The organism is bacterium (assembly GCA_016703265.1).
Taxonomy (GTDB): domain Bacteria; phylum Krumholzibacteriota; class Krumholzibacteriia; order LZORAL124-64-63; family LZORAL124-64-63; genus CAINDZ01.
In genome coordinates, this window is sequence record JADJCK010000007.1 from 319,738 (window position 1) to 344,062 (window position 24,325).

Sequence of the window (24,325 nt, forward strand, 5' to 3'; positions counted from 1 at the left end):
GGCGGGCCGGGGCCGTCCACAACACGAGGAGCAGGGATGTTCGTCGACTTCGACTGGGGCAGCGCGCTGGCGCAGAGCCCGATCCTGATCGTGCTGCTGCTCTGCAGCATCGTGACGCTGGGATTCGCACTGGAGCGCATCAGCTATTACCGCAAGCGCGGCGGCAATCCCGACGCGACCATGCGCAAGGCGATGAATGCCATCCAGGGCGGCCGCTTCGAGGAGGCGATCAACCATTTCCAGGACCTGGCGCATCCGCTGGGACCGGTGGCCACGAACACGCTGCACGGCTTCCAGCGCGCGCCCGGCGAGGCGGAGGAGATCATGCACGTGATGCTCAACCAGCAGAAGCTGCTGCTCGAGCGCAACACGGGCCTGCTCGGCACCATGGCCGCCATCACGCCGCTGATCGGCCTGCTGGGCACGGTCTGGGGCATCATGCGCGCCTTCCAGGCGATGAGCGCCGCCGGTTCGGCCGCGCCGGCCATCGTGGCCGGGGGCGTGGCCGAGGCGCTGGTGACCACGGCGGCGGGCCTGGTCATCGCGGTGCCCTCGGTGATGCTCTACAACCACCTGAACCGGCGCCTGGCCACCATGCTTTCGGTGGCCGAGAACCACACGCGCCTGCTCTGCGTGGCGGCGCGCGAGGCCGTCGGCCTGAGCGTGCCGGCGCCGGTGATGGAACCGGCGCCGGTGGCGCGCGCCGGCCGCCGCGTGGCCCGTGAACCCGTGGCGGCGGTCTAGGTGATGAACCTGCGCCGCCGCAACGACCAGCTGGACGAGGGTCCGCTGGCCGAGATCTACACCACGCCGCTGATCGACGTGTCGCTGGTGCTGGTCGTGATCCTGCTGCTGGCCACGCCGCTCGCCTTCGAGTCGAGCTTCGGCGTGCGCAAGGGTTCGTCGCTGGCGCAGCCGGCCGTGGCGGAGGACCTGCCGGACCGCGTGGAACTGGCCATCACGGGCGAGGACCGCGTCGAGGTCAACGGCCGCGCCGTGGCGGTGGCGCAACTGGCCGGCGCCCTGCGGCCGCTGCTTGGCCCGGGTTCGCGGCGCGAGGTGGCGGTCTCCTGCGGGGATCGCGTGAGCCACGGCGCCTTCGTGCGCGTGCTCGACATCGCCAAGCTGAACGGCGCGGCGATCATCAACGTGGCGGAGAGGTGACATGAGGCTCAGGCAGGCACCGACAGCGCCCCCCATGGTGAAGATCAACGTGACGCCCATCATCGACGTGGCGCTGGTGCTCGTGATCATCCTGCTGGTGACGGCGCCCATGATGTCGATGTCGGACCTGCCGGTCGACCTGCCGGCGGCGCACGCGCGCGACACCGAGCGCCCCGATTTCATCAGCCTCACGCTGGCGAAGGACGGTCGGCTGGCGATCGACGAGGCGGAGCTCGGCGGAATCGACGAGGTTGCGCCGCGGCTGCGCGAAAGGCTGGCCGCGAGGCGTGACAAGGACCGGTTGGTGGTCGTGCGGGCCGATGCATCGCTGCCGCATGCGGCCGTCCGTCGGCCTGCTCGAGGCCGCGCGCGAAGGCGGGGCCCGCAACCTCGGCATCGCAACCAGCCAGATCACGGACGGTCGGCCATGACGGCATTGACATTGCACGACGACTTCCTGGCCATGCGCGCCCGCTTCCACCGGGCGCTGGCGATAAGCGTGGGCGTGCATGCCCTGCTGGCGCTGGGCCTGCTGCTGGCGGACGAGGCGCACCCCGACCTGCCGCGCATCATCGAGGTGACCTGGCTCGAGCCGGTGGAGGTTCCGGAGCCGGCGCCGGTTGCCGTGACGCCGCGCGAGGTTCGCCCGGCGGAGCCCGCAGAGTCGGCCAGGGAACTGCCCAAGCCGCGCGTGGCAGTGCGTCCGCGCCCGGATCCCGCTGTGGCGGAGACCGCCGCGCGCGAGCGCGCAGCGACACAGAAGCGACAGGCGCAGCTGGCTGCACTGGCCGCAACGCGTGGCGCCGTGGCGCAGGCGACGGCGCCGCTGCCGGCATCGGCTGCGGCGCGACAACTTCTGGCCGGCGCGCCGGCGGGCGGCTCGGACCTGACGCGGGTGGCAGGCGCGTCGATGATGCCCGTTGCCGCGACCGGCCGCCCCGTGGCCCTGGCGCGCGGCCCGGAAGGCGGCGGTGCGGCCCTGGCGCTCAACCGCGGTCCGGCGGTGGCCGGCGGGAGCGGGTCGCTGGCGGCCGCGGTGGCCGGTGCTGGTATCGGGCGCGGTGACATCGATGGCGAGGCGAGTGGATCGGGCACGGCTTCGGCAACGCGCGCCGCGGCGGCGGTGCGCGGGGGCGGGTCGGCCGGCGACATCCTCATCGAGGGTCCGGCTGCGGACCGCCCGGTGGTCGCCTCGGTCATGCCGGCGTACCCGGACTGGGCGCGGCGGCAGGCGGTCGAGGCTGCGGTGACGCTGCAGTTCACGGTGTTGCCCGATGGTCGCGTGCGCGAGGACGTGCGCATCGACAAGACCGGTGGCTTTCGCGATTTCGACGACCGCGCCGTGGCGGCGCTGCGGCAGTGGCGCTTCGCGTCGCTGGCCGGCGGCGACGCCGCCGGGCAATGGGGCACGATCACCTTCCGCTTCCGCCTGCGCGGCTGATGCGGAACCGGCCGGGGGAACCAATGAGAACAGCAGTTTCGGCCCGTGAGTTCCGCGTGGGCGCGCGCATGGGTGCGACGGCACCGGCCCTGGTGCTGGTACTGATGCTGATGCCGTCGCTGGCCGGCGTGGCCGCAGCAAAGCCGGAGTCGCCGGCCATGGCGACGCCGCCTGCGTCGGATGGCGCCCTGGCGTTGCCTTCGCAGGGCGGCGGTTCGCTCGGCAGCCTCACGGTCGAGGGCACCAGCCAGGTCCGCATCCGCTTCGAACGGCCGGCGCTGAAGCTCGACCTCGATCCGCTCGCGGCGCCGGGTCTCGAATGCGAGCCGACCATCGCCATCCTCGATCGCACGCCACCCGACCTGGCCCAGCCGCTGTTGGGGTCCTCGTCCACCGAGCGCGCCGCGCGTACTCCGCGGCCATGGCTGTCGGCCTACACCGTCGGCTCACTGGCGCGCCTGAAGCCAGAGGTGAAGGGCGTGTCCAGCTGGCGCCTCGAGATCGTCGATGCAAACGGGGTGGTGGTGAGTTCTCGTGACGGCGAAGGGTCGCCGCCGAGAGAACTGCCGTGGGACGGCATTCGTGACGACGGCTCGCCTGCTCCCTGCGGCCAGTCCTATGCGCACGTGCTGACCGCGCGCGACAAGGCCGGCAACACGCGACGCTTTGTCGGCGAGAGTTTCCGGTTGCCCGCGTATCGCGTCGAGACGGCAGCGGGCCGTGTCTCCTGTTCTCGGCGGCGCAATGGCTCGAGTCGTTCGGCGACGGCGGCATCTCGCCGCTGCTGATCGAGACCGCAACGGTGATCAACCTGGGCTCGGACCCCTCGCGCCCGCTGGTGGTGACGGTGACGGCGCCCACGGCCGATGAAGCCGAAGCACTCGGCCGCGACGTCATCGACGCTCTGGAACCGCGCGTCGGGGGTGGCGATCGGCGACTGGAACTGCACAGTGTCGTGTCGGCGGGTTCACCCGTCGGCGGTTCGGTGCAGGTTGCGCTGGACGGGGCGCGCTAGCCCGGCCATTTCCAGCCGGTATTCCGGAGCACATCCGTCCCGCAGGACGGACCTGGCGTGATTGTCCTACTGCAATCGTCTCCCGCGCACTATCTTACCGCCCAACCGGCCGGCCTCGCCGGCCCAGCCCTGGGGCGTGTGACATGAGCACTGCCGATGATACCAGCCCGCGGCCATCCAGCCTGCTGCGGGACGATTTTCCCCCCGTCGAAACCGACGCCTGGCGCCGCGAAGTGGACCGCCTGCTGAAGGGCGCACCCTTCGAAAAGGCGATGATCACCACGCTGGCCGAAGGCCTGCGCCTGCAGCCGTTGCACACGGCGGCCGACCTGGCCGACGGCGTGTGGGGCGCTTCACTGCCGGGTCAGGCGCCGTTCCTGCGCGGCGTGCGCAATGCGGTGGCCGGGCCCGTGCCCTGGCTCGTGGCGCAGGAACTGCCCGCGGCCGATCCGGGCGCCTTCAACCTGGCGCTGCTGCACGACCTCGAGCGCGGCCAGTCGGCGATCAACCTGAAGCTCGACGTTGCCGGCCGCCGCGGCCTGGACGCGGTCACGGCTCCGCCGGCCCAGGTGGGTCAGGGCGGCACCGCGATCGCGGGACTGGGCGACCTGCGCCGTGCCCTGGCCTCGGTCGATCTCGCGGCGTGGCCCCTGCTGCTGCAGGCGGGCGCTTCCACGCTTCCCGTGGCGACCATGCTGGCGACCATTGCCCGGGAGCGGGAATGTCCGGTGCGCGACCTGGTCGGTGCCTGGGGCTGTGACCCGGTAGCCGTCGCCTCGGGCGGGCCGGCGCCCGCGCTGTCGGTCGAGGTGATGTTCGACCATGCCGCCGTGCTCACTTCATGGGCTGCCACCCAGGCGCCAGCGCTGCGCACGCTGGCCGCCACCGATGCGCCCTGGCACGAGGCAGGCGCCGACGGTGTGCTCTCACTGGGCCTGCTGCTCGCCGGCGCCGTCGGGACCCTGCGCGAGATGGAAGCGCGCGGGCTCGATCCCGCCGTGTGCGCGCCGCGGTTCGCGTTCCACCTCAGCCTGGATACCGACTTCTTCCTGGAGATCGCGCGCCTGCGCGCGCTGCGCGTGCTGTGGTCCGATGTGCTGGCTGCCTGCGGCGTGGCGCCTACACGCGAGGTCGCGGCCTGGGTCCACGCGCGCACCGGTGAACGCATGCTCGCGAAGCTCGATGCGCACTCCAACCTGCTGCGCGGTTCGACTGCGGCCATGGCTGCCGTCTGCGGGGGCGCCGACAGCCTCCACGTGGCGCCGTGGGACTCGCTCCTGCCGGCGCCCGGCGTCGCCGGGCGGCGCCTTTCGCGCAACCTGCAACTCATCCTCGGCCACGAATGCCGCTTCGGCGCCGTGACCGACCCGGCCGGGGGCTCCTGGTACGTGGAGACGCTGACGCGTGAAGTGGGCGAAGGCGCCTGGGCCGTGCTGCAGAAGGTGGAGGCGGCCGGCGGCCTGCGCGCCGCGCTGGCCTCGGGCCTGGTGCATGGGCTGGTCGACGAGGCGGCGAAGCGACGTACGGCGCGCCTGGCCCGTGCGCAGGACTCGCGCGTGGGCGTGAACCGCTTCTGCGCGGCGCGGGTCGCGTTGGAATCTGTCGCAAGCGACAGCGCCGGCGACAGCTGGCATGCCGAGCGTCGGGACGCGGCGGAAATCGCCACTGCCGGAATCGGCCCGGTGGACCCGCGCGGCGACGCCGTGGTCCAGTTCGCCGACCTGGGCGGTGCTGCGGGCCGCGGCGCCACCCTGTCGTTGTTGACGATGGCGCTCGGTGGCGATCCCGCGGGAGGTGCGCGGGCTCCTTGGGCATCGCTGGGTGCACATCGCGATGCCCAGCCGTTCGAACAACTGGTTTCCCGCACGGCGCGCCTGGCGGCGCGCGATCCGCGACTGGCCCGCGCGCACTGCCTGTGCCTGGGCGACGCCGGCCGCACCGGCCCGCGCCTCGACTTCGCGCGCGGCAACCTGGTTGTCGGCGGCTTCGAGGTGAGCGTCGGCGCCTTCCATCAGGAAGCGGCCGCGGCGGTGGCCGAGGCCCGCGCTGCCGGGGCCGCGCTCGTGATGCTGGTCGGCCTTGACGAGACCTATCCCGAACTGGGTGCCGAGGTCGCTGCATTGCTGGCGAAGCTGCCGCACCCGCCGCTGCTGATGGCGGCAGGCCGGCCTTCGGCTTCCACCGAGTCGCTGTCGCGCGCCGGCGTCGATCGCTACCTGTACCTCGGCAGCGACCTCGTGGCCGAACTGAACGGCGTCATCGACGCCCTCGGAGGTGAGGCATGAGCCGCCTGCCCGATTTCAGCACCCTGCCCTGCCGCCGGCCCGGACCCGATGCGGGGCCGTTCCCGGCCGCGCCGCCGGCCTGGACCACGCACGAGCAGATCCCGGTGCACACGGCCTACACCGCGGCGGATACGGCCGGTTGCGACCACCTCGACTACCTGCCCGGGCTGCCGCCGTTCCTGCGCGGGCCGTATGCCACGATGTACGTGACGCGTCCGTGGACGGTGCGCCAGTACGCGGGCTTCTCGACCGCCGAGGAGAGCAACGCGTTCTACCGGCGCAACCTTGCCGCCGGCCAGATGGGCCTCTCGGTGGCCTTCGACCTGGCCACGCACCGCGGCTACGACAGCGACCACCCGCGGGTGGAGGGCGATGTGGGCAAGGCCGGCGTGGCCATCGACTCGGTCGAGGACATGAAGATCCTCTTCGACGGCATCCCCCTGGACCGCATGTCCGTGTCGATGACGATGAACGGCGCCGTTTTGCCGATCATGGCGTTCTACATCGTGGCGGGCCTGGAGCAGGGCGCCTCGCCGGCGCAGATGGCCGGCACGATCCAGAACGACATCCTCAAGGAGTACATGGTCCGCAACACGTACATCTATCCGCCGGCGTTCAGCATGCGGATCATCGCGGACATCTTCGGCTACACGGCGAAGCACATGCCGAAGTTCAACAGCATCTCGATCAGCGGCTATCACATGCACGAAGCGGGCGCCACCGCCGACCTCGAACTGGCCTACACGCTGGCCGACGGCCTGGAGTACGTGCGTACCGGACTGAAGACCGGGCTGGGCATCGACCAGTTCGCGCCGCGCCTTTCGTTCTTCTGGGGCGAGGGCGTCAACTACTTCATGGAGATCGCCAAGCTGCGGGCCGGCCGCGCGCTGTGGGCCAAGCTCATCAAGGCGTTCGACCCGAAGGACGAGCGCTCGTTGATGCTGCGGACCCATTCGCAGACCTCGGGCTGGTCGCTGGCGGAACAGGACCCGTTCAACAACGTGGCGCGCACCTGCGTGGAGGCGATGGCCGCGGTCCTCGGCGGCACGCAGTCGCTGCATACCAATGCGCTGGACGAGGCGATCGCCCTGCCGACCGACTTCTCGGCCCGTATCGCCCGCAACACGCAGCTCTACCTGCAGACCGAGACGGGTATCTGCCGCAATGTCGACCCCTGGGGCGGTTCCTGGTATCTTGAAAGCCTGACCGGGGCGCTGCTGGAGAAGGCCTGGGCCCACATCCAGGAAGTGGAGAGCCACGGCGGCATGGCGGCGGCCATCGAGCGCGGGCTGCCGAAGCTGCGTATCGAGGAGGCGGCTGCCCGGCGGCAGGCGCGGCTCGACTCGGGGCAGGACGTGATCGTCGGCGTCAACCGCTGGCGCTTGACGCGCGAGGAACCCCTGGAGATCCTCGAGGTGGACAACACGGCCGTGCGCCGCGGACAGGTGGCCCGGCTGGCCGAGATGCGCAGCAGGCGCGACGGGAAGGCGGTCGCGTCGGCGCTGGCCGCACTCGAAACGGCCGCGCGTGACGGCACCGGCAACCTGCTGGAGCTCGCCGTCGAAGCTGCGCGCCTGCGTGCGAGCCTGGGCGAGATCTCCTCGGCCCTGGAGAACGTGGCCGGTCGTCACCAGGCCGAGGTGCGGACCATCAGCGGCGTCTACGCCGCATCGTTCCGGAGGGAGGACGGCATCGACACCGTGAGCGAAGTCAGGCAGCTGGTCGATGCGTTCGCCGCGCACGAAGGTCGGCGGCCGCGCCTGCTGGTGGCCAAGATGGGCCAGGACGGGCACGACCGCGGCGCGAAAGTGGTGGCGACGGCGTTCGCCGACCTGGGATTCGATGTCGACGTGGGCCCGCTGTTCCAGACGCCGTCCGAGACGGCGCGCCAGGCCGTGGAGAACGACGTGCACATCGTCGGGCTGAGCAGCCTGGCCGGAGGGCACAAGACGCTGCTCCCGCAGCTGGTGAACGAGTTGAAGCAGCTTGGTCGCGGCGATATCCTGGTCGTCTGCGGCGGCGTCATCCCGCAGCAGGACTACGAATTCCTGCGAGCGAACGGCGCCGCGGCGATCTTCGGGCCCGGCACCGTCATTCCCGACGCGGCGAAGAACCTGCTGGCCGAGATGAGCCGGCGACTGGGGTATGCCTAGGATGAAGCGCGCGGACCTGACGGCCCGGCAGTACGTGGACGGCGTGGTCGGCGGCGACCGCGCCGTGCTCGCTCGCGCCATCACGCTGGTGGAATCCAATGCTCCCGCGCACCAGGCGCTGGCGCAGGCGGTCCTGACCGAGTTGCTGCCGCGTCGCGGTCATTCGGTGCGCGTGGGCATCACCGGCGTGCCGGGTGCGGGCAAGAGCACGCTGATCGAGGCGCTCGGTACGCTGCTGACGGCCCGTGGTCGACGCGTCGCCGTCACGGCGATCGACCCCTCGTCGAGCCTGACCGGCGGCAGCATCCTCGGCGACAAGACGCGCATGGAGAAGCTCGCGGTCGACGAACGCGCTTTCATCCGGCCCTCGCCTTCGGGAGGCGCGCTCGGCGGCGTGGCGCGCAAGACGCGAGAGACCATCGTGCTGTTCGAGGCCGCGGGCTATGACGTGATCATCGTAGAGACCGTCGGCGTGGGACAGAGCGAGGCGCAGGTGCGCTCGATGGTCGACTTCTTCCTGCTGGTGCTGCTGGCAGGCGCCGGCGACGAACTGCAGGGTTTCAAGCGCGGCGTGATCGAGCTGGCCGATGCCATCGCCGTCAACAAGGCCGACGGGCCCGGCCAGGCTGCGGCCGAACTGTGCCGCGCCGGCTTTGCCGGCGTGTTGCCCTACCTGCAGCCGGCCACCGAAGGCTGGCAGACGCGCGCGCACACCTGCTCGGCGCTGAACGGCGACGGGCTGGCCGGGCTGTGGTCGGTGGTGGAGGCCTTCGAACGGCATGCCGGCGCCAGCGGCGCCTGGCAGCATCGGCGCGGCGAGCAGGAGCGTGCCTGGGTGCGCGACCTGGTGCGCGAGGGACTCGAGGAGCGGTTCCGCGCGCAACCTGGCGTGGCCGAACGGCAGGCCCAGCTGGAGGCGGAAGTGGTCGCGGGAAGGATGCCGGCGACGGCGGCGGCGCAGAAGCTGCTCGACCTGTTCGGTGGCCGGGCAGACTGAGGCGTTGCTGAGCGATCACGTTGGAGGGGTCGGCTGCTGCCGGCCCTTTCGTGTTTCCGGGACGCGTCAGCTGCCGAGGCGTTCGCGCACGCGCGCGGCCATGTCGCGAGCCAGTTGCGCGTAGACCGGGCTGCCCCCGAGCTCGTCGAGCTGGCGCAGGGCGCCGGCGCCATCACCCGACAGCAGGCGGCACTGCGCGCCGTACCACAGGCCCCGCTCGCGCAGCGGCAAGGCGATCTCGGGCCGGGCCAGGGCGTCGAAGACAGGCAACGCCTCGTCCGTCCGGCCTGCCTGCAGCAGGGACACACCCAGGTACATGCGGAGGAAGGGCAGGAAAAGCGGCTGGTTGGGCGGGCCGCCGTTCGGGTCGGCAGTCAGCATGCGCTCGGCGCGCGCGAGCTGCTCGACGGCGGCGGGCCAGTCACCGTCGGCATAGTGCGACATGCCGAGGCTGAAGATGGTCGCCAGCGCCGGGCTGCCGGCACCGCGCATGTCGACTTCGGTGAAGGGCAACGGCTCGCAGTCGGCCAGGTCGGTGAACGAGGCCGGCCCGCGGCCGACGTACCACCACATTCCGGCCGCGGCGGCGACCAGGACCACCGCGACGGCGAGCAACAGCGGACGCAGGAGGGGGCGGCGCTGCCGCGGCGCCCGTGCGGGCCACAGGGGGGCGGCGGCGGGCGCTTCTTCGTGATCGGGCCTGGAGTCGTCGTCGTTGCTCATGCCGGTCTCCGGTTCGGTTCCGGTCGCGCCGGTCGATTCCGGCGCGTACCCTCGACCGGACGATGATGGGGCCACCGGGCCGGGTCCGCAAGTGCCGGGCATGTGGGGGCAGGGCCATTGTCGCGCGCGTCCGGCTTCCGGGCTGGTCCGCCGGCCGCCCGCCGCCTATCATGTTGCGACCACTTTCCACCACCGACAGGGCGGCCCCGCACGGGGAAGCCGCCGGGAGCAGCGATGAGCCAGGGACTGCCGCAGCCGATCCATGTCCACGACACCTTCACGGGCACCAAGCGGGAGCTGGTCCTGCGCGAGCCCGGCAGCTGCGGCATCTACTGCTGCGGCCCCACGGTGTACGGGTTGTGCCATGTCGGCAACGCGCGGGCGGCGCTGGTGCCGGACGTCGTGGTGCGCTTCCTGCGCCAGCAGGGGCTCCAGGTGAAATATGTGCGCAACATAACCGACATCGACGACAAGATCATTGCGCTCGCCCAGGCCGAAAACATTCCGGCGATGGATGTCGCCGATCGCTACGCGGATGCGTACCACAGCGACATGGCCGCCCTCGGCATGCTCGAACCCGATGTGGAGCCGCGTGTCAGCAGCCACCTCGAGCCGATCATCGCGCTGATCACGCGACTGGTGGAGCGCGGCCTCGCCTACGCGGCCGAGGGCGACGTCTACTACCGCGTGGCCGCGTTCGCCGACTACGGCAAGCTCGGCAAGCGCAAGCCCGAGGAGCTGCTCGAAGGCGCCGGCAGCCGCGTCGAGGTGGACGCGCGCAAGGAATCACCGCTCGACTTCGCGCTGTGGAAGGCGGCCAAGCCGGGCGAGCCGGCCTGGGACAGTCCCTGGGGCGCGGGCCGGCCGGGCTGGCATATCGAATGCTCGGCGATGTGCGGCGCGCACCTGGGCGAGACGTTCGACCTCCATTTCGGCGGGCGCGACCTGATCTTCCCGCACCACGAGAACGAGATCGCACAGAGCCAGGGCGCGTTCGGCCCCGGCACGTTCGCGCAGTACTGGCTGCACAACGGCTTCATCGACTTCGCGGGCGAGAAGATGTCCAAGAGCCTGGGCAACTTCTTCACCACGCGCGAAGTGCTGGCGCTGCATAATGCCGAGACGGTGCGATATTTCCTGCTGACAGTGCATTACCGCAGCGGCCTGAACTTCGATGTTCGCGTGGACTGCCCGGATTGCGGCGTTGAACTGGACCGTGACGCACAGGATCAGGGCAAGTGCGCTGCCTGCGGCACCGAGCCGGGCCGGGAGGCCCTGCGTGCTCGTGTGCGCTTCACGGGCCTGGAGGAGGCGGACGAACGCCTGGCCTATGTCTATGCGACGCTGGACGGGGCGCGCCGAGTGCTGCGCGAGGCGGGCGCCGCCGCGCCGGCGCTGCCGGCCGGGCCGGGTCCGCTGCTGCAGGCGTTCTGCGAGCACATGCGCAACGACTTCAACACCGGCGGCGCGCTGGGCACCCTGAGTCGTCCCCTGGCCGAGGTCAACACGCTGCTGTCGACGACCAAGGGCGTGGACAAGGCGGCGCGGCTGCAGGCCCTGGCGGCGTTCCTGGCCGACATGGAACAGGTCTCCGCGATCCTCGGCTGCTTCGGCGCCGAGCCGGGGCAGTGGCTGCGCAGCCGGCGCGACCTGCGGGCCGCCAAGGCCGGCCTCGACCTGGCGATGGTGGATGCGCTGCTGGTGGCGCGGCGCGAGGCGCGTGCGGCGAAGGACTGGGCGAGGGCCGATGCCATCCGCGACGAAATGGCCGCCCTCGGCCTGACGGTCATGGACGGCCCCGACAGTTCGGTCTGGGATTTCGCCCAGCGCGCGTAGGGTCAGAAGCCGGCTACCAGCTGCGCCTGCAACCGGTCTTTCCCGCTGTCGTCGTCGAGGGCTGCGCGGTACTCGAGGCGCAGTTCGGCCGGCGCCGCCACGGCCAGGCCCAGACCGAATGTGACGGCCTCGAGATCGGCAAGTCCGCCCTGGTCGCTGTCGTCGTTGTCGAAGTCGACATTGTCGTAGCGCCCGAACAGGTACCAGCCCGTGAAGTCGCGCGTGGCTTGGGCATACCAGCCGTTGTTCGTGAAGTCGCCCGCAGCACCGAAGTCCAGGCGGTGGCTGACATATTCGGCCTTCAGGGCCCAGTCTCCGCGCTTTGCCTGCGCATCGGCGCCGAGCAGCGACATCGCCTGGTCGTCGGCCACGGTCGAGAACGTCGCTGCCGAGACGCCGATCTCGAGCCCGCCAGCCGGCAGCACGCTGGCTCTCGCGCCCACTGCCGATTCGGTCGGCAGGTGGACGTGGTCCACATCCTCGTCTTCCCACAGCATGGCGTCGAACCCGTTGGTGACCCACGCGCGCGCCGTGTACCGCGTCGCCTCGACGAAGAAGCTGGCGCCCAGTTCGTTCCAGCCGTCGTGCGTGGCAGTGACGGCAGCCGGCGCCGTGACCGTGCGCCGGTCGACCGACGGGTAGGTGAGCCAGTCGATGCCGAACGGGATGTCGAACTGGCCGACGACCAGTCCCGAGCGTTCCCATTTCTCGTAGTGGTGCCGGCAGTCGGAGCCCTTGCCCGCGATCAGGAACTCGATCGTCGCGGCGCCCAGCCCGAAGGCGCCGGTGGCAGGGTCGTAGGCGACGGCCACGCAGGCGCAACTGTGGTCCGAGGTGCAGGCGAAGAAGTCGAGTTCAGCCTGGCCCAGGCGGAAGTCGCGCTCGCCGGCGGTGACTTCGTCGGTCGAGAAGAGCACATCCATGAAGCCCGTGATCTCGAACGGCGATTCCCGCACGATCACGGCCGAGGCCGGTACGGCGCAGGTCGAGAAGCCGAGCAGGAGAATCATGACCGAGAACATGCGCTGCGTTGCCATAGTCTGCCCTTCGCCGCCGGCGCGGCAGCGCCCTGCGGGGCGTGCACGCCGCACCCGGTCCCGGATACGAGGTACATTCTGATCTTGAAAACCATGTTCTTGACGCGCCTGGGCACGCGTGGAAGCCGTCGGCCGTTAGCGGATTTTCTTTAGAATAGTGAGAAATTTTGTTGATAAGACATCAGGATGAACGTCGGTGCGCGTCGCGAGGGGGGTGCGCAGCCGGTCACCCACGCACGAAATAAGCCAACGCCACCGCGACACCCAGCCCGACCACGATCCAGCGCAGCACCGTCGGCTGCATCCGGCCCGCCAGGCGGCCGCCCAGCGCGCCGCCGGCCAGGGCGCCCAGTGCCATGACCAGGGCCAGCGGCCAGACAACCGGGCCGGTGAAGATGAAGAACAGCGCAGCAGCCACGTTCACGGTGAAGGCCACCATCTGCTTGAGGGCGTTCAGGCGCGTCAGCGAATCACTGGTCGTCAGTCCCAGGGCCGCCAGCACGATGACGCTGAGCCCGGCGCCGAAATAGCCGCCGTAGACCGCCGCCAGGCCGACCGGCAGCCAGGCCGCCTGTTCCAGGCGCGATTGGCGGCCCTGCCCGAGGCGCCGCGTCAACCAGGCGCGCACCGGGCCCTGCACCGCCAGCAGCAGTGAGGCGGCCAGGATGAGCCAGGGGATGAGCCCGCGGAACACCTTTTCGCCGGTGGCCAGCAGGAGCCAGCCGCCGAGCACGCCGCCGGCGGCCGCCGCCGGCACCAGGCGCCACAGGCGCGCACGCTGCCCGCGCAGGTCGGCGCGCTGAGCCAGCGTGCCGCCGACGTAACCGGGGCAGAGCGCGATGGTATTGGTGACGTTCGCCGCCACGGGGGGCACGCCGAGGGCCACCAGCGCCGGGAAGGTCAGCAGCGTGCCGCCTCCGGCCAGCGCATTGATGGCGCCGGCCGCCACGGCAGCCAGGGTGGCCATGAGGAGGTCGGGGGCGCTGTACATCGGCGGTGCCCTCCGAGCGGCAAGGCGTGGCGCACTGCGACGACCGCCGGGGCGGCGGCCGTGTCGTGGGACCCATCAGCGCAGCGGCGGCACCGGCTCCGGCATCACGCAGGCTCCGAGCGCCGCGCCCGGGTCCTTGAGCCCGTGTCCCGTGACCAGGGCTGCGACGCGGTCGCGCGGGCCGATGAGGCCGGCCTCGCGAGCGGCCAGCGCGCCGGCCAGGCCCGCGGCCCCCGATGGTTCGGCAAAGACGCCGCCGCGCGAGGCAAGGGCCTTGATCGTCTCGATGATCGCGGCGTCGGGCACGGACAGGAAGGCGCCGCCGGTGGCCGCGACGTAGCGCCAGGCCTTCACCCGGTTGCGCGGGATGCCGACGCTGATCGAGTCGGCGATGGTCGCAGCCTCGACCGGCGTGACGGCGGCCCGGATCTGCGGGCCGGTGAACGAAGCCTGGCCGCCGCCGGCCCGGGCCCAGGCTGCGGCCAGCGCTGCGGCGCCGGCCGCCTGCACGCCGATCACGCGCGGCACGCGATCGACCAGGCCGAGGGTCTTCAGTTCCAGGAATGCCTTCGCCGTCGAGGAGACAATGCAGCCGTCGCCCACCGGCACCAGCACCACGTCGGGCAGGTCGGCCGATGTCGTGAAGCCGCGCGAGAGGTCCCAGGCCAGTTCCAGCGCGGCCGTCTTCTTGCCCTCGACCAGCAACGGATTGTGCCCGCAGTTGCGGCTGTACCAGTTGTTCTTCGCGATCTCGACCAGCGACAACTCGAAGGCCTGGTCGTACGTGCCGTCCACGCGGATCACCCGCGCGCCGTGCAGCAGCAGCTGCGCCAGCTTGCCGCGCGGCGCCCCCGCCGGCACGTAGATGGTGGAACGGAACCCGCCGCGCGACGCCAGGACGGCCAGGCTCGCCGCCGCGTTACCCGTCGAGGCGCAGGCCAGGTGATCCAGTCCGAGCATGTGCGCACGGGCCAGTGCGACGGCCGCCGCGCGGTCCTTGAGGCTGGCCGAGGGCAGGCTGGTGTCGTCCTTGATGACCAGTGAGAACAGGCCGAGGTCGGCGGCCAGGCGCGGGGCGGACAGCGGCGCCGTGCCGCCGACCGCCCACGCGGCGTGGATGGCCGAAGGTTCGACCGGCAGCAGCGTCGCGAACCGCCACAGGCCGCGGGCAACAGCGCCGGCGCCGGCGCGCACACGGTCGGCCGCGCCGCTGTCGTGTTCGTACACCGCGTCGAGGATGCCGTCCACGCCGCAATCGGCGCAGGTGAACCCCTCGTACCCGGTGTCGTAGTCGCGACCGCAGACCACGCACGTGCAGCCCGTCCAGCGCGGGTTCGCCGCGACCGGGGGCAACTGCTCGCGCGCGTGGGCGGCGCCGCTGCCGTCGTGATCCATGCTACATCGTCAAGGCCATGAGGGCCTTGGCCGTGTGCAGGCGGTTCTCGGCCTCGTCCCAGACCACCGAGTGCGGGCCGTCGATGACCCCGTCGGTGACTTCCTGGCCGCGGCTGGCCGGCAGCGGATGCATGTAGATGCTGTCCTTGGCCGCCAGCGCCATGCGCTTCTCGTTGGCGATCCACTCGGGGTACTTGCTGATGTGCTGCACGGCCGCCTGGCGGTCGGGCTCGGTCACGAGGCAACCCCAGCTCTTGGGGTAGACGATGTGCGCCCCCTCGAAGGCGGCATCCATGTCGTCGACCATCTCGAACTTCGTGCCGTTGGCGGCGGCATTGGCCTGCGCCTGCGCCACGATCCCGGGCATCAGCTTGAATTCCTTGGGATGCGCGAGGGTCACGTCGAGGCCGAAGCGCGTCATCATCAGGATGGTGGACTGGGGCACGGAGATGGGGCGCACGTACGACGGCGCGTAGGTCCAGCTGACGGCGATCTTGCGGCCGCGCAGGCCGTCGGGGAACTTCTCGCGGATCGTCATCAGGTCGGCCAGGGCCTGGCACGGATGATAGACGTCGCACTGCATGTTGAGCACCGGCACGCGGCTCATGCCGGCCACGCTGCGGATGAACGCATTGCCCTTGCCCCAGTCGCAGTTGCGGATGGCGATGCCGTGGCCCATGCGGCTCAGCACACGCGCCGTGTCCTCGGCGGTCTCGCCGTGGCTCACCTGCAGCTTCTCGGGACTCAGGTCGTGGGCGTGGCCGCCCAGCTGCGTCATGCCGGCCTCGAACGAGTTGCGCGTGCGCGTGCTCTGCTCCCAGAACAGCATGAACAGCGTGCGGTCGCGCAGCAGCGCGTGCGGTTCGTCGCGGTAGAACTTGCGCTTCAGGTCGAAGCTGGTCTCGATCGCGAGTTCCAGTTCATCGCGGGACCACTCCTGCGTATCAATGAAATGGCGTCCCTGCAGCGGCTTGCTCATGGCGTCTCCTTGTGTCGTTCACGCGGCGGCCTGCGGTGGCGGCCGCTCCCGGGCCGGGTTGAAACGTCGAACATACAACGGGCGCGGCGTGCCGCGCAAACGCGAACCGGGCCGCAATGGCGATTGCCGGTGTCCCGAAGTGCGCGACGCCCGCCCCATGGGGGGCGGGCGTCGCGTTGTCCACGGGCTCCGGTGCGCCGCCGGCGACTAGCGCCAGGTCGCCTTCAGGGTGCTCCACGAGGTGGGTTCGTCGTCCACGGTGCCGCAGTCGGTGACATGGGCGCCCAGGCCGCTGAACGTATCCGCCGCGAAGAAGGCCCATTCCAGGCAGGGGTTGAAGGCATCGCCGGGCACGATATCCCCGGTGCAGATGCTGCTCAACCGGCGCACGGTGTGGTTCACGGTGCTTCCGCCCGAACACGTCCAGGCCGTGCCCGGGTCCTCGCCGACGCGGCCGAAGCTGTCGACGACCGTCGAGCCGCCGTAGGTCAGCACGACGGCATCGTTGCCGTTGAAATTCAGGTTGGTGTCGACCTGGTTGGCGAGTGCCAGCAGCGCAGGGTCTGACAGGTTGTAGGCGATCACGTGCGTCGCGCCGCGCGCCAGGTTGATGGCCGGCAGCGGGATTGTCACGGCGCTTGTCGAGCCGTTGGAATACCGGTCGATGGCATAGGCGCCGAGATTCACGACGTCGGTGGTGCCGTTGTAGATCTCGATCGCCTTGTTGTTGCCGGAGCCCTCGATGTATTCGCTGATGATGAGGTCCGTGGTCTGGCCGGACGCGACGCCGGCAAGCGCAATGGCGGCCAGGGTCAGGGCGGTCGACAGTTGCATCATGAACCTGGGATTCATGGGACTCCTCGATGCTGTTCCGGGTGGGCGACTCGGACCGCGTGCCCCGGGCAGACCCGTGGCGCGAGGCCCTGAGATTATATCAAATGACAGCCGAACCTGTCAAACCCTGTCGCGCGGGGCGGCCATATTGAAGCAGCGCCTTCAGTTGCGTGCCCGGTCCCGTCAGCCCGCCAGGAGCTCGCCCGGCAGGGCGGCGTAGAAGGCGCAGGCGGCCACGACGTCGGCGATGGGTACGTACTCGTTGGCCGTGTGCGCCACTTCCTCGCGGCCGGGCCCGAAGCCCAGGCACGAGACCCCGTGCAGCCCCATGATTGCCACGCCGTTGGTGCTGAAGTTCCAGCGGGCGATCTCGGCCGGCCGGCCCGCCGTGTCGGTGAACGCGCGTTGCGCCGCCTGCAGGGCCGGATGCGACTCGGCCAGGACCCAGGTGGGGTAGTACTTGTCCATCGGGTACTCGAGTCCGGTCCAGGCTTTCTCGCGGTAGGTCAGCGTGAAGACCTCGGCCTCGACGCCGGCGTCCTTCATGGCGGCCTCGACTTCGGCCAGCGCCGACTCGCGCGTCTCGCCGACCGTCAGGCGCCGGTCGATATGGAACTCGGCCTCGGCCGGCACCGCGCAGAGGCTGGGCGTCTTGCAGCCGATCCAGCTGATGGTGCAGGTGCCCTTGCCGAGGAAGGCGTCGTCCTTCAGGCGATCGTTCAGCTTCTCGATGGCCACGATGGCGGGGGCGATCTTGTAGATGGCGTTTTCGCCGAGGTGCGGCATGCTGCCGTGGCACGAGCGACCCTTGACCCGCACGCGGATCTCCATGCGCCCGCGCTGCCCGCGGTTGATGCGCAGGTTCGTCGGTTCCGTCGAGACCACGAGTTCCGGCTGCAGGTGCTTCTCGTTCAGGATGTAGTGCCAGCAGAGGCCGTCACAGTCCTCTTCCATCACCGTGCCGGTCATCCAGACCTGGCAGCCGTCGAGCAGGCCCATCTCCTTCATGATCTTCCCGGCGTAGACCATGCCGGCCATGCCGGCCTTCTGGTCCACCGAACCGCGGCCGAAGACCTTGCCGTCCTCGACCTTGCCGGTGAAGGGGTCACAGTCCCACTGCGTCAGGTCGCCCACATCGACGGTGTCGAGGTGCGCATCGAAGGCGAAGACGCGCGGCCCGTTGCCGATGCGCCCGAGCACGTTGCCCAGCGGGTCGATCCGGACCTCGTCGAAGCCCACGGCTTCCATCTCGCGCGCCACCCGGCGCACGCAGGCCTCTTCCTGCCCGGACAGTCCGCGCGCCGCCACGATGTCGCGCAGGAAGGCGATCATCGGGGTCTCGAGTTCCTTTGCGCGCGCGGCGATGCGCCGGCCGGTCGTGTCGTTGGTCGGGGTCATGTCCGTCCTTTGCTCAGGATTGCCAACCCATCGCCCGCCACAATCGCGCCGCCGCCTGCTGCAGTCGCTCGGCTTCCACGGGCGGCTTCATGCCCGCCGCATAGACCCGGGCGCCGCCCACGTAGACGGCGTCGATGTCCCAGGGATGGAAGTCGAACAGCAGGTGGCTCAGCCACGTGTCGGTCGTCAGGGGAGTCTTCTGGAAATTGTTGAGGATGATGAAATCTGCCGGGGCGCCTGCCTCGAGGCTGCCGAACGGTTCGCCGAAGGTCTCGCGGGCCAGGCGGTAGTTGCCCAGCCACAGGCGCGCGGCGCCGGCGTGGCCCAGCGGGCCGCGGCCGCCCTCGTTGCCGCGGAAGAACGTTGGCCGCAGTTCGCCCCACATGTTGTCATCCAGGCCGTCGGTGCCGATGGCGCTGCGCGTGGGGAAGCGGTCGACCGGGGCGCGGCCGACACCGTTGTTCATGTTCGAGCGCCCGCAGTGCACCAGCCAGACGCCGTTCTCTTCCAGCGTCTGCATGTCCAGCGGCGAGAGGTCGACGCCGTGCGCGAACACGCTGCCCGGTCGCACCAGCCCGTTGTCCACGAGCCTCTGCAGGGGGTCGCGCCAGCCGCGGTCACGGCTTACCTCGCGGTCGGTGGTGCCTTCGGCCAGGTGGATGTGCAGGCCGGCGCCCTGGCGGCTGCAGATGCCCTCGAGCAGTTGCAGGGTGCGGTCCTCGAGCGTGAACGAGGCGTGGGCGCCGACCAGGCCGCGGAAGCGGGGCACGCCGACGGCGGGCTTGTCGCGCAGCTTCTGCAGGTAGCGCTCGTTCTCCTCGAGCGTGATGTCACGCTGGCCCTTGCCGCCGCGATCGGTGACCTCGTAGCACAGGCAGCCGCGCAGGCCGACCTCCGCCAGCCCCTTTTCGATACGATCGAGCGAATCGCCGACGGCCGAGAGGCTGGCGTGGTGGTCGAAGATCAGCGTCGTGCCGCAGCGCACGGCGCCCCAGGCGCCGGCCACGGCGCTCAGGTAGACCGCCTCGGCGTCGAGTGCGCGGTCGAGCGGCCACCAGATCTCGGTGAGGATGTCGGTGAACGTCGTCAGCTGCGCCTTGGGCTGGGGCATGCCCGCGGCGAGCGAGGCGTAGAGGTGGCCGTGCGCATTGATGTTGCCGGGCATGACGGTGCGGCCCTTGAGGTCCAGCACTTCCTCGCCGGCCGCCGGGGCCAGCGACGGGCCGCGCTCGACGATGCGCTCGCCGTCGACCCGCAGGTCGACCTTGGCCACGAGCGGCCTCGGCGCTCCGGCCAGGTCGGCCGGGAAGTAATCGAGCACGGTTCCGTTCTTGAGCAGCACACCGCCCACGTCATCGCCTCCTGGCAAAGGTACCCGCGCGCGCCCGTCCGGGTGCGCACCGGGATTGCACGGTCAATGATAGAGCGGGCGGCCGGAAATTCCAACGCCCGGCTGCCGCCATCGGCCGTCTTCGGCCGGCAAAACAGGAGGGACCGCCTCCGGCGGTCCCTCCCGACGGCCACCTTGGGCGCCGGCTAGTCGGGCTTCAACTCGGACAGCGCCTTGAACACGTTGCTGACGGTGTACTCGGTCACGACCCAGACGGTCGGCTGCCCGCGCACGCGCATCCAGGCCCCGCCCGGCTTGTCGCCGGCAGCCGGGCGATCGGCGCCGAACTCGAGCACGACCTGCCGTCCGTCGGCCAGCACCAGCGCGGCCTCGCGAGCCGGGTTGTCCAACCCGTACGAGGACGCCGGCGCGCCCGGGTCGGCCAGGTCGGTGGCGCGGATGCTCACCAGGCTGTTCAGCACGGCATCGACCTTGGACTTGGCCAGGGCCGGCCCGCGCGTGCCGCCGCCGGTCTTCCATTCCCAGGTCGCCCGCAGGGCGGCGGCGGTGGCCGCCGAGTCGCCCGTCGCTTCCGTGGGGGGCGTGAACACCTTGACCAGTTCGCGCGTCCCCGAGGCATCGCGCAGGCGGATTGCGTCGACAGCCACGCGATCCTCCTGCACCGCCTGCAGGTCCAGGAAATAGCGGTAGGCGGGCGCCTGCGGCTCGCCGTAGATGCCGAGCTGCGCCAGCACGCCCGCGGGCGTGAGGTACACGTCGTCGCTGTCGGGCAGCTTCACGAAGTTGCCCTGCCCGCCCTGCGGACGCGTGCCCACGTCGAGCGCGAAGACCGGCTGGCCGTCCTTGCCGAAGCCGCGGATCGTCACCGCGCCGGCGGCGTCGAGCCCGTAGTCCGGCAGGACGTCCCGCTTGTCCGAGCGATACTCGCCCGAGAGGTTGCTCAGCGTCGAGAGAAGGGCGTCGATCCGCTCGCGGCTGGCGCGGGCGCCCCAGGCGGTCTCGACGACCCAGCCTTCCGGCCCGGGCGAAAGCACCACCGAAGGGGCCCCGGCGCCGCGCCCGAGCGCGATGCGGCCGATCCCGTCGGCCTGGAACTCGCCCTTCAGGAGAACGGTGGCCGCCGCGCGCGAGGTCTCGCGCCGATGGCCCACCTTCTGCGCGACGCTGATGCCGACCAGCACCACGAGCACGGCGACCAGTGCCGCCAGGTTGCGTCGTGAGGTCATCACGCCACCTCCTGGCGACCGCCGTCACGCCGCAGGTTCTCGCGGTAGCGCGTCGCTTCCTTGCGGCGCATCCCGGCGCGGAAGATGCCGTAGGCGGCGATCAGCGCCGGCACCACGAGCACCGTGAACAGGCGCCAGAACACCTTGGCCTGCGCGTCGACCGGCTTGATGACGCGATCGGTCAGCGACTTGGCGCGGATGCTGAGCAGGGCCTGCGACCCGGCCAGGTAGTCCACGCCGTTCAGCAGCAGCAGCCCGTTCTGCATCGCGCCGAGCACGTTGTCGTCGAACATCTTCGCGCAGCCGACCAGGAGCAGGCGCCCCGGGCGCGCCGTCGCCGGCGCCGGCGGCGGCGACGCGCCGTTGTCGCCCGGCCAGGCCGGGACCGGCTTGCCGGCCCAGGTGTCGGGGAAGGTGCCCTCGACCAGCACGGCCAGCGGCTGTTCGCCGAGCATCTTCCTGCCCGCGGGGTTGATCATGTCGCCGGTCAGCGGCCCTTCGCTCCACGGCTCCTGCCAGCAGTCGGCGCTGCTGCTCATGAGCGTGGTGCTGCCGAGCCCGGCCGCCGAGAGCCTCGCCGCGTCGGCGATGACCGGCGTTCCCCACAGGTAGAACAGCGAGCCGATGCGGTTGACCATCGGCGAGGCGGGGTTCATCTGCGACTCGGTCACGCGGATCTGGATGGGGGCGCGCACCGGTTCGCGCGTCTGCACGCGCAGGCCGCCGAGGTTGATCTCGCGCGGCAACTCGATGACCTCCATCGCGGAGTCGAGGAAGTGGTCCTCGCTGACGGTCAGCCCGAACCCGGCCAGCATGGGCTCCAGGCCGGTGGCGATATCCTGGCCGTTCACCGACCAGCCACCGCCGGGCGAGGGGGCGTAGCCGTACTCGTGCGCCTGCACGGCCATCACCACCGGAATGCCCGCGGTCAGGGCGCGGTTGATCTCCCACGCCTGGCGTTCGTTCAGCGGCGTCGAGGCCATGACCACCAGCATGTCGGCGTCGGCGGGCACGGGCGACTGCGGCGTCAGTTCCACCGGCACCACTTCGTAGTGCTCCTGCTGCAGCACCTCGCGCAGGCGCGAGTACTGCTCCTGCGGTGCCGGCGGCTGCATGCCCTGCTGCAGGTACATCATTGCCAGCTGCCGGTCGACTTCCTTCTTCGGGCCGAACACCGCCACCTTCGGCGCCTTCTCGCGGGTGAGCCGGTAGATCGGGCCGATCACGTCCTGCTCCAGCGAGCCCAGGCTCTGGGGCAGCAGCTGCGGCAGCACTTCCTCCGGCTGGTCCTTGTAGGCGATGGTCATGGCGCTCCAGATGAGCTTGATGCCCATCTCGTCCTTCTCGATGGACTGCACCTGGAACGGCCGGATTCCCTTGGCGCCGAGGGTCTTCTGCATCTCCTCGTCGTTCTGCGGGTTGTAGACGGAGAACTCGAGCATGCCGCCGGCCACCTGCTCGAAGTTGCGCATGCGCTCGGTCAGGTCGCGCTCGAGCGTACGCAGCTGCGTGGGCATCTTGTCGGCAGGCGTGATGTACAGCTTCACCTGCACGGGCACCTGGAGGCCCTTGAGCACCTCGGCCGCAGCGGGCGACATCGTGAAAAGGCGATCGCGCGTCAGGTCCAGGCGCGCACCCGGCATGTTGCCGAGCACCGAGACCAGGAAGAACGCGATCACGGCCAGCAGCGCGGCCGCCGCGGCAAAGGTCAGGCGGAAGTTCCGTCGCTTGTTGTTCATCAGTACTTCCTCCCTTCCAGCCACAGGGCGTTGAGCACCAGGAAGACCGTGGTCAGGCCCAGGAAGTAGGCGAGGTCAGCGGCAGCCACGACCCCGCGCAGCATCATCTCGTAGTGGCCCGACAAGCCGAGGTAGTTCTGCAGCAGCGAGCCCAGCCCCGGCACCCAGCCGTCGATGGTCGCGGCCACCGCGGGGATGCCGAGCACGAAGAGCAGGAAGCACGACATGATGCCGAGGATCACGGCCGAGATCTGGTCGCGCATCAGCCCGCTCGTGAACGTCCCGATGCCCAGGTAGAGTGCGCCGAGCAGCACGGCGCCCAGGTAACCGCTGAAGATGGCACCGTGGTCGGGGTTGCCGAGCGCGCCCACCATCAGCGGCAGGGTCAGCGTGCCGGCCAGGGCCACCAGGTAGAAGGCCAGCGCTGCCAGGTACTTGCCGAGCATGACGTCGGCCGTGCGCATCGGCAGCGTCATCAGCAGTTCGAAGGTGCCGAGGCGCTTGTCCTCGGCCCACAGGCGCATGCTGACGGCCGGGATGAAGAAGATGAGGAAGAAGGGCAGGTTCCCGAAGAAGGCGCGCAGGTCGGCCGCGCCGTTCAGGAAGAAGCCGGTCATGAAGAGTCCTGCGTTCAGCACCAGGAAGGCGATGATGAAGATGTACGCGATCGGGCTGTTGAAGTAGGCGGCGAACTCGCGCCGGAAGATCACCAGGCTGCTGCGAAGGTTCAGGGCGTTGTTCATCTCACGCCACCTCCTTCAGGCCGCGCGCCCGACGGGTCAGCGCGATGAAGGTGTCCTCGAGCGAGTAGGGGGCCTCGTGCAGCTCCGTCAGCTGCCAGCCCTGTCCGCGGGCCAGGCGCTCGACGGCGCCCACGAGATCCTCGCTGAACGGCCCGCGCGCCTCGAAGCGGCAGCCGTCGGCCGCGCGCAGCGGCTTCAGTTCGGCGACCTGGGGCAGCGAGCGAAGGGCCGACTCGACGGCGGCAGCGTCGGCGCGCGCGCCCACGAAGACGCGGTTGCTGCCCATGGCGCCGCGCGAGAGGTCGTTCACCGTGCCGTCCGCGATGGTGCGCCCCTCGTTGATGATCACCACGCGGTCGGTCACCGGGCTGACCTCCTGCAGGATGTGCGTGGAGAAGATGATCGTCTTGTGGCCGGCCAGGCTCTTGATCAGGTCGCGGATGCCCAGGATCTGCAGCGGGTCCAGGCCGCTGGTGGGCTCGTCGAGGATCAGGATGTCCGGGTCGTGGATCAGCGCCTGCGCCAGGCCGGTGCGCTGCTTGTAGCCCTTGGAGAGCTCGCCGATGTTCTTGCGGTACTCGCCGCGAAGTCCACAGGCCTCGACACACCAGTCGAGCCGTTCCCTCAGGCGTGCGCCCTGCAGGCCGCGCGCCTCGCCCACGAACGTCAGGTACTCGTGGATGTTCATGTCCAGGTACAGGGGCACGTTCTCGGGCAGGTACCCGATGCGCCGTCGCACTTCCAGGGGGTGCTCCAGGACGTCGATGCCGTCGACCTGCACGCTGCCGCCGTCGGGCGCCAGGAAGGTCGTGACGATCTTCATGGTCGTGCTCTTGCCCGCACCGTTCGGACCGAGGAAGCCGAGGATCTCCCCCCGGTTGATCCGGAACGACACGTCGTCGAGCGCTTTCATGGTCCCGAAGCTCTTGGACAGACCGCGAACCTCGATCATTGCCAAAGCTCCTCAGGGGTTGGGTTAGCCGCATAGCGCCGATAAATGACGGCGGACGGCCGCAGG

Annotated in this window: 21 protein-coding genes; 9 read left to right on the plus strand and 12 right to left on the minus strand. The window is 70.4% G+C overall.

Annotation, left to right across the window (positions count from 1 at the left end):
* The first annotated feature begins 36 nt into the window (after positions 1–36).
* From IPG61_15190 to meaB, 8 genes are all read left to right on the plus strand, one after another.
* Positions 37–744 (plus strand): MotA/TolQ/ExbB proton channel family protein, encoded by a 708-nt coding sequence (locus IPG61_15190; GenBank protein MBK6735394.1) that lies wholly within the window; start codon positions 37–39, stop codon positions 742–744.
* Between the two features lie 3 nt (positions 745–747).
* Positions 748–1,164 (plus strand): biopolymer transporter ExbD, encoded by a 417-nt coding sequence (locus IPG61_15195; GenBank protein MBK6735395.1) that lies wholly within the window; start codon positions 748–750, stop codon positions 1,162–1,164.
* 1 nt (position 1,165) lies between these two features.
* A complete protein-coding gene (locus tag IPG61_15200) occupies positions 1,166–2,605 on the plus strand; it encodes a TonB family protein (GenBank protein MBK6735396.1) in 1,440 nt (479 codons plus the stop codon).
* Positions 2,606–2,628: 23 nt separating this feature from the next.
* The gene (locus IPG61_15205) at positions 2,629–3,393 is read left to right on the plus strand and encodes a hypothetical protein (GenBank protein ID MBK6735397.1); all 765 of its coding nucleotides are present in this window, start codon (positions 2,629–2,631) and stop codon (positions 3,391–3,393) included.
* Between the two features lie 14 nt (positions 3,394–3,407).
* Positions 3,408–3,620 (plus strand): hypothetical protein, encoded by a 213-nt coding sequence (locus IPG61_15210; GenBank protein MBK6735398.1) that lies wholly within the window; start codon positions 3,408–3,410, stop codon positions 3,618–3,620.
* Positions 3,621–3,763: 143 nt separating this feature from the next.
* The gene (locus tag IPG61_15215; protein ID MBK6735399.1) at positions 3,764–5,905 is read left to right on the plus strand and encodes a hypothetical protein; all 2,142 of its coding nucleotides are present in this window, start codon (positions 3,764–3,766) and stop codon (positions 5,903–5,905) included.
* Positions 5,902–8,058, plus strand: coding sequence for a methylmalonyl-CoA mutase (gene scpA, locus IPG61_15220; protein MBK6735400.1), 2,157 nt, complete (start codon positions 5,902–5,904; stop codon positions 8,056–8,058). Before IPG61_15215 ends, scpA begins: the two co-directional genes overlap by 4 nt.
* Positions 8,051–9,055, plus strand: coding sequence for a methylmalonyl Co-A mutase-associated GTPase MeaB (meaB, locus tag IPG61_15225; GenBank protein MBK6735401.1), 1,005 nt, complete (start codon positions 8,051–8,053; stop codon positions 9,053–9,055). The genes scpA and meaB overlap by 8 nt, the downstream gene beginning before the upstream one ends.
* Before the next feature lie 66 nt (positions 9,056–9,121).
* Here meaB and IPG61_15230 read toward each other — a convergent pair whose 3' ends face one another.
* Complete coding sequence (locus tag IPG61_15230; GenBank protein ID MBK6735402.1) at positions 9,122–9,778, minus strand: hypothetical protein; 657 nt, start codon at positions 9,776–9,778, stop codon at positions 9,122–9,124.
* Positions 9,779–10,012: 234 nt separating this feature from the next.
* Here IPG61_15230 and IPG61_15235 point away from each other — a divergent pair, with 234 nt between their 5' ends.
* Positions 10,013–11,614, plus strand: coding sequence for a cysteine--tRNA ligase (locus IPG61_15235; protein MBK6735403.1), 1,602 nt, complete (start codon positions 10,013–10,015; stop codon positions 11,612–11,614).
* A gap of 2 nt (positions 11,615–11,616) precedes the next feature.
* Here the strand turns inward: IPG61_15235 and IPG61_15240 are convergent, their stop codons facing one another.
* From IPG61_15240 to IPG61_15290, 11 genes are all read right to left on the minus strand, one after another.
* Entirely contained in the window at positions 11,617–12,651 is a 1,035-nt protein-coding gene (locus IPG61_15240) for a hypothetical protein (protein MBK6735404.1), read from the minus strand.
* Between the two features lie 226 nt (positions 12,652–12,877).
* Positions 12,878–13,642, minus strand: a complete 765-nt coding sequence (locus tag IPG61_15245) for a sulfite exporter TauE/SafE family protein (GenBank protein ID MBK6735405.1) — start codon at positions 13,640–13,642, stop codon at positions 12,878–12,880.
* 75 nt (positions 13,643–13,717) lie between these two features.
* Entirely contained in the window at positions 13,718–15,037 is a 1,320-nt protein-coding gene (locus tag IPG61_15250; protein MBK6735406.1) for a pyridoxal-phosphate dependent enzyme, read from the minus strand.
* Between the two features lies 1 nt (position 15,038).
* Positions 15,039–16,016: an ornithine carbamoyltransferase gene (locus IPG61_15255; protein ID MBK6735407.1), complete on the minus strand. Its 978-nt coding sequence runs from the start codon at positions 16,014–16,016 to the stop codon at positions 15,039–15,041.
* Positions 16,017–16,223: 207 nt separating this feature from the next.
* On the minus strand, positions 16,224–16,868 hold the full coding sequence (locus tag IPG61_15260) for a lamin tail domain-containing protein (protein ID MBK6735408.1): 645 nt from the start codon (positions 16,866–16,868) through the stop codon (positions 16,224–16,226).
* Between the two features lie 165 nt (positions 16,869–17,033).
* Positions 17,034–18,248: a YgeY family selenium metabolism-linked hydrolase gene (locus tag IPG61_15265; GenBank protein MBK6735409.1), complete on the minus strand. Its 1,215-nt coding sequence runs from the start codon at positions 18,246–18,248 to the stop codon at positions 17,034–17,036.
* Between the two features lie 13 nt (positions 18,249–18,261).
* A complete protein-coding gene (locus IPG61_15270) occupies positions 18,262–19,599 on the minus strand; it encodes an amidohydrolase family protein (protein ID MBK6735410.1) in 1,338 nt (445 codons plus the stop codon).
* A 185-nt stretch (positions 19,600–19,784) separates the two neighbouring features.
* Positions 19,785–20,825, minus strand: a complete 1,041-nt coding sequence (locus IPG61_15275) for a DUF4340 domain-containing protein (protein ID MBK6735411.1) — start codon at positions 20,823–20,825, stop codon at positions 19,785–19,787.
* A complete protein-coding gene (locus tag IPG61_15280) occupies positions 20,825–22,564 on the minus strand; it encodes a GldG family protein (protein MBK6735412.1) in 1,740 nt (579 codons plus the stop codon). The genes IPG61_15275 and IPG61_15280 overlap by 1 nt, the downstream gene beginning before the upstream one ends.
* Entirely contained in the window at positions 22,564–23,307 is a 744-nt protein-coding gene (locus tag IPG61_15285) for an ABC transporter permease (GenBank protein MBK6735413.1), read from the minus strand. The genes IPG61_15280 and IPG61_15285 overlap by 1 nt, the downstream gene beginning before the upstream one ends.
* A 1-nt stretch (position 23,308) precedes the next feature.
* Complete coding sequence (locus IPG61_15290; GenBank protein ID MBK6735414.1) at positions 23,309–24,259, minus strand: ATP-binding cassette domain-containing protein; 951 nt, start codon at positions 24,257–24,259, stop codon at positions 23,309–23,311.
* Between the last annotated feature and the right edge of the window lie 66 nt (positions 24,260–24,325).

Bases quoted from the DNA above. Each gene is read 5' to 3' on its own strand.
- IPG61_15190 (MBK6735394.1), top strand. From the start codon at position 37: ATGTTCGTCGACTTCGACTGGGGCAGCGCGCTGGCGCAGAGCCCGATC.
- IPG61_15195 (MBK6735395.1), top strand. From the start codon at position 748: ATGAACCTGCGCCGCCGCAACGACCAGCTGGACGAGGGTCCGCTGGCC.
- IPG61_15200 (MBK6735396.1), top strand. From the start codon at position 1,166: ATGAGGCTCAGGCAGGCACCGACAGCGCCCCCCATGGTGAAGATCAAC.
- IPG61_15205 (MBK6735397.1), top strand. From the start codon at position 2,629: ATGAGAACAGCAGTTTCGGCCCGTGAGTTCCGCGTGGGCGCGCGCATG.
- IPG61_15215 (MBK6735399.1), top strand. From the start codon at position 3,764: ATGAGCACTGCCGATGATACCAGCCCGCGGCCATCCAGCCTGCTGCGG.
- scpA (MBK6735400.1), top strand. From the start codon at position 5,902: ATGAGCCGCCTGCCCGATTTCAGCACCCTGCCCTGCCGCCGGCCCGGA.
- meaB (MBK6735401.1), top strand. From the start codon at position 8,051: ATGCCTAGGATGAAGCGCGCGGACCTGACGGCCCGGCAGTACGTGGAC.
- IPG61_15230 (MBK6735402.1), bottom strand. From the start codon at position 9,778: ATGAGCAACGACGACGACTCCAGGCCCGATCACGAAGAAGCGCCCGCC.
- IPG61_15235 (MBK6735403.1), top strand. From the start codon at position 10,013: ATGAGCCAGGGACTGCCGCAGCCGATCCATGTCCACGACACCTTCACG.
- IPG61_15240 (MBK6735404.1), bottom strand. From the start codon at position 12,651: ATGGCAACGCAGCGCATGTTCTCGGTCATGATTCTCCTGCTCGGCTTC.
- IPG61_15245 (MBK6735405.1), bottom strand. From the start codon at position 13,642: ATGTACAGCGCCCCCGACCTCCTCATGGCCACCCTGGCTGCCGTGGCG.
- IPG61_15250 (MBK6735406.1), bottom strand. From the start codon at position 15,037: ATGGATCACGACGGCAGCGGCGCCGCCCACGCGCGCGAGCAGTTGCCC.
- IPG61_15255 (MBK6735407.1), bottom strand. From the start codon at position 16,016: ATGAGCAAGCCGCTGCAGGGACGCCATTTCATTGATACGCAGGAGTGG.
- IPG61_15260 (MBK6735408.1), bottom strand. From the start codon at position 16,868: ATGAATCCCAGGTTCATGATGCAACTGTCGACCGCCCTGACCCTGGCC.
- IPG61_15265 (MBK6735409.1), bottom strand. From the start codon at position 18,248: ATGACCCCGACCAACGACACGACCGGCCGGCGCATCGCCGCGCGCGCA.
- IPG61_15275 (MBK6735411.1), bottom strand. From the start codon at position 20,825: ATGACCTCACGACGCAACCTGGCGGCACTGGTCGCCGTGCTCGTGGTG.
- IPG61_15280 (MBK6735412.1), bottom strand. From the start codon at position 22,564: ATGAACAACAAGCGACGGAACTTCCGCCTGACCTTTGCCGCGGCGGCC.
- IPG61_15285 (MBK6735413.1), bottom strand. From the start codon at position 23,307: ATGAACAACGCCCTGAACCTTCGCAGCAGCCTGGTGATCTTCCGGCGC.
- IPG61_15290 (MBK6735414.1), bottom strand. From the start codon at position 24,259: ATGATCGAGGTTCGCGGTCTGTCCAAGAGCTTCGGGACCATGAAAGCG.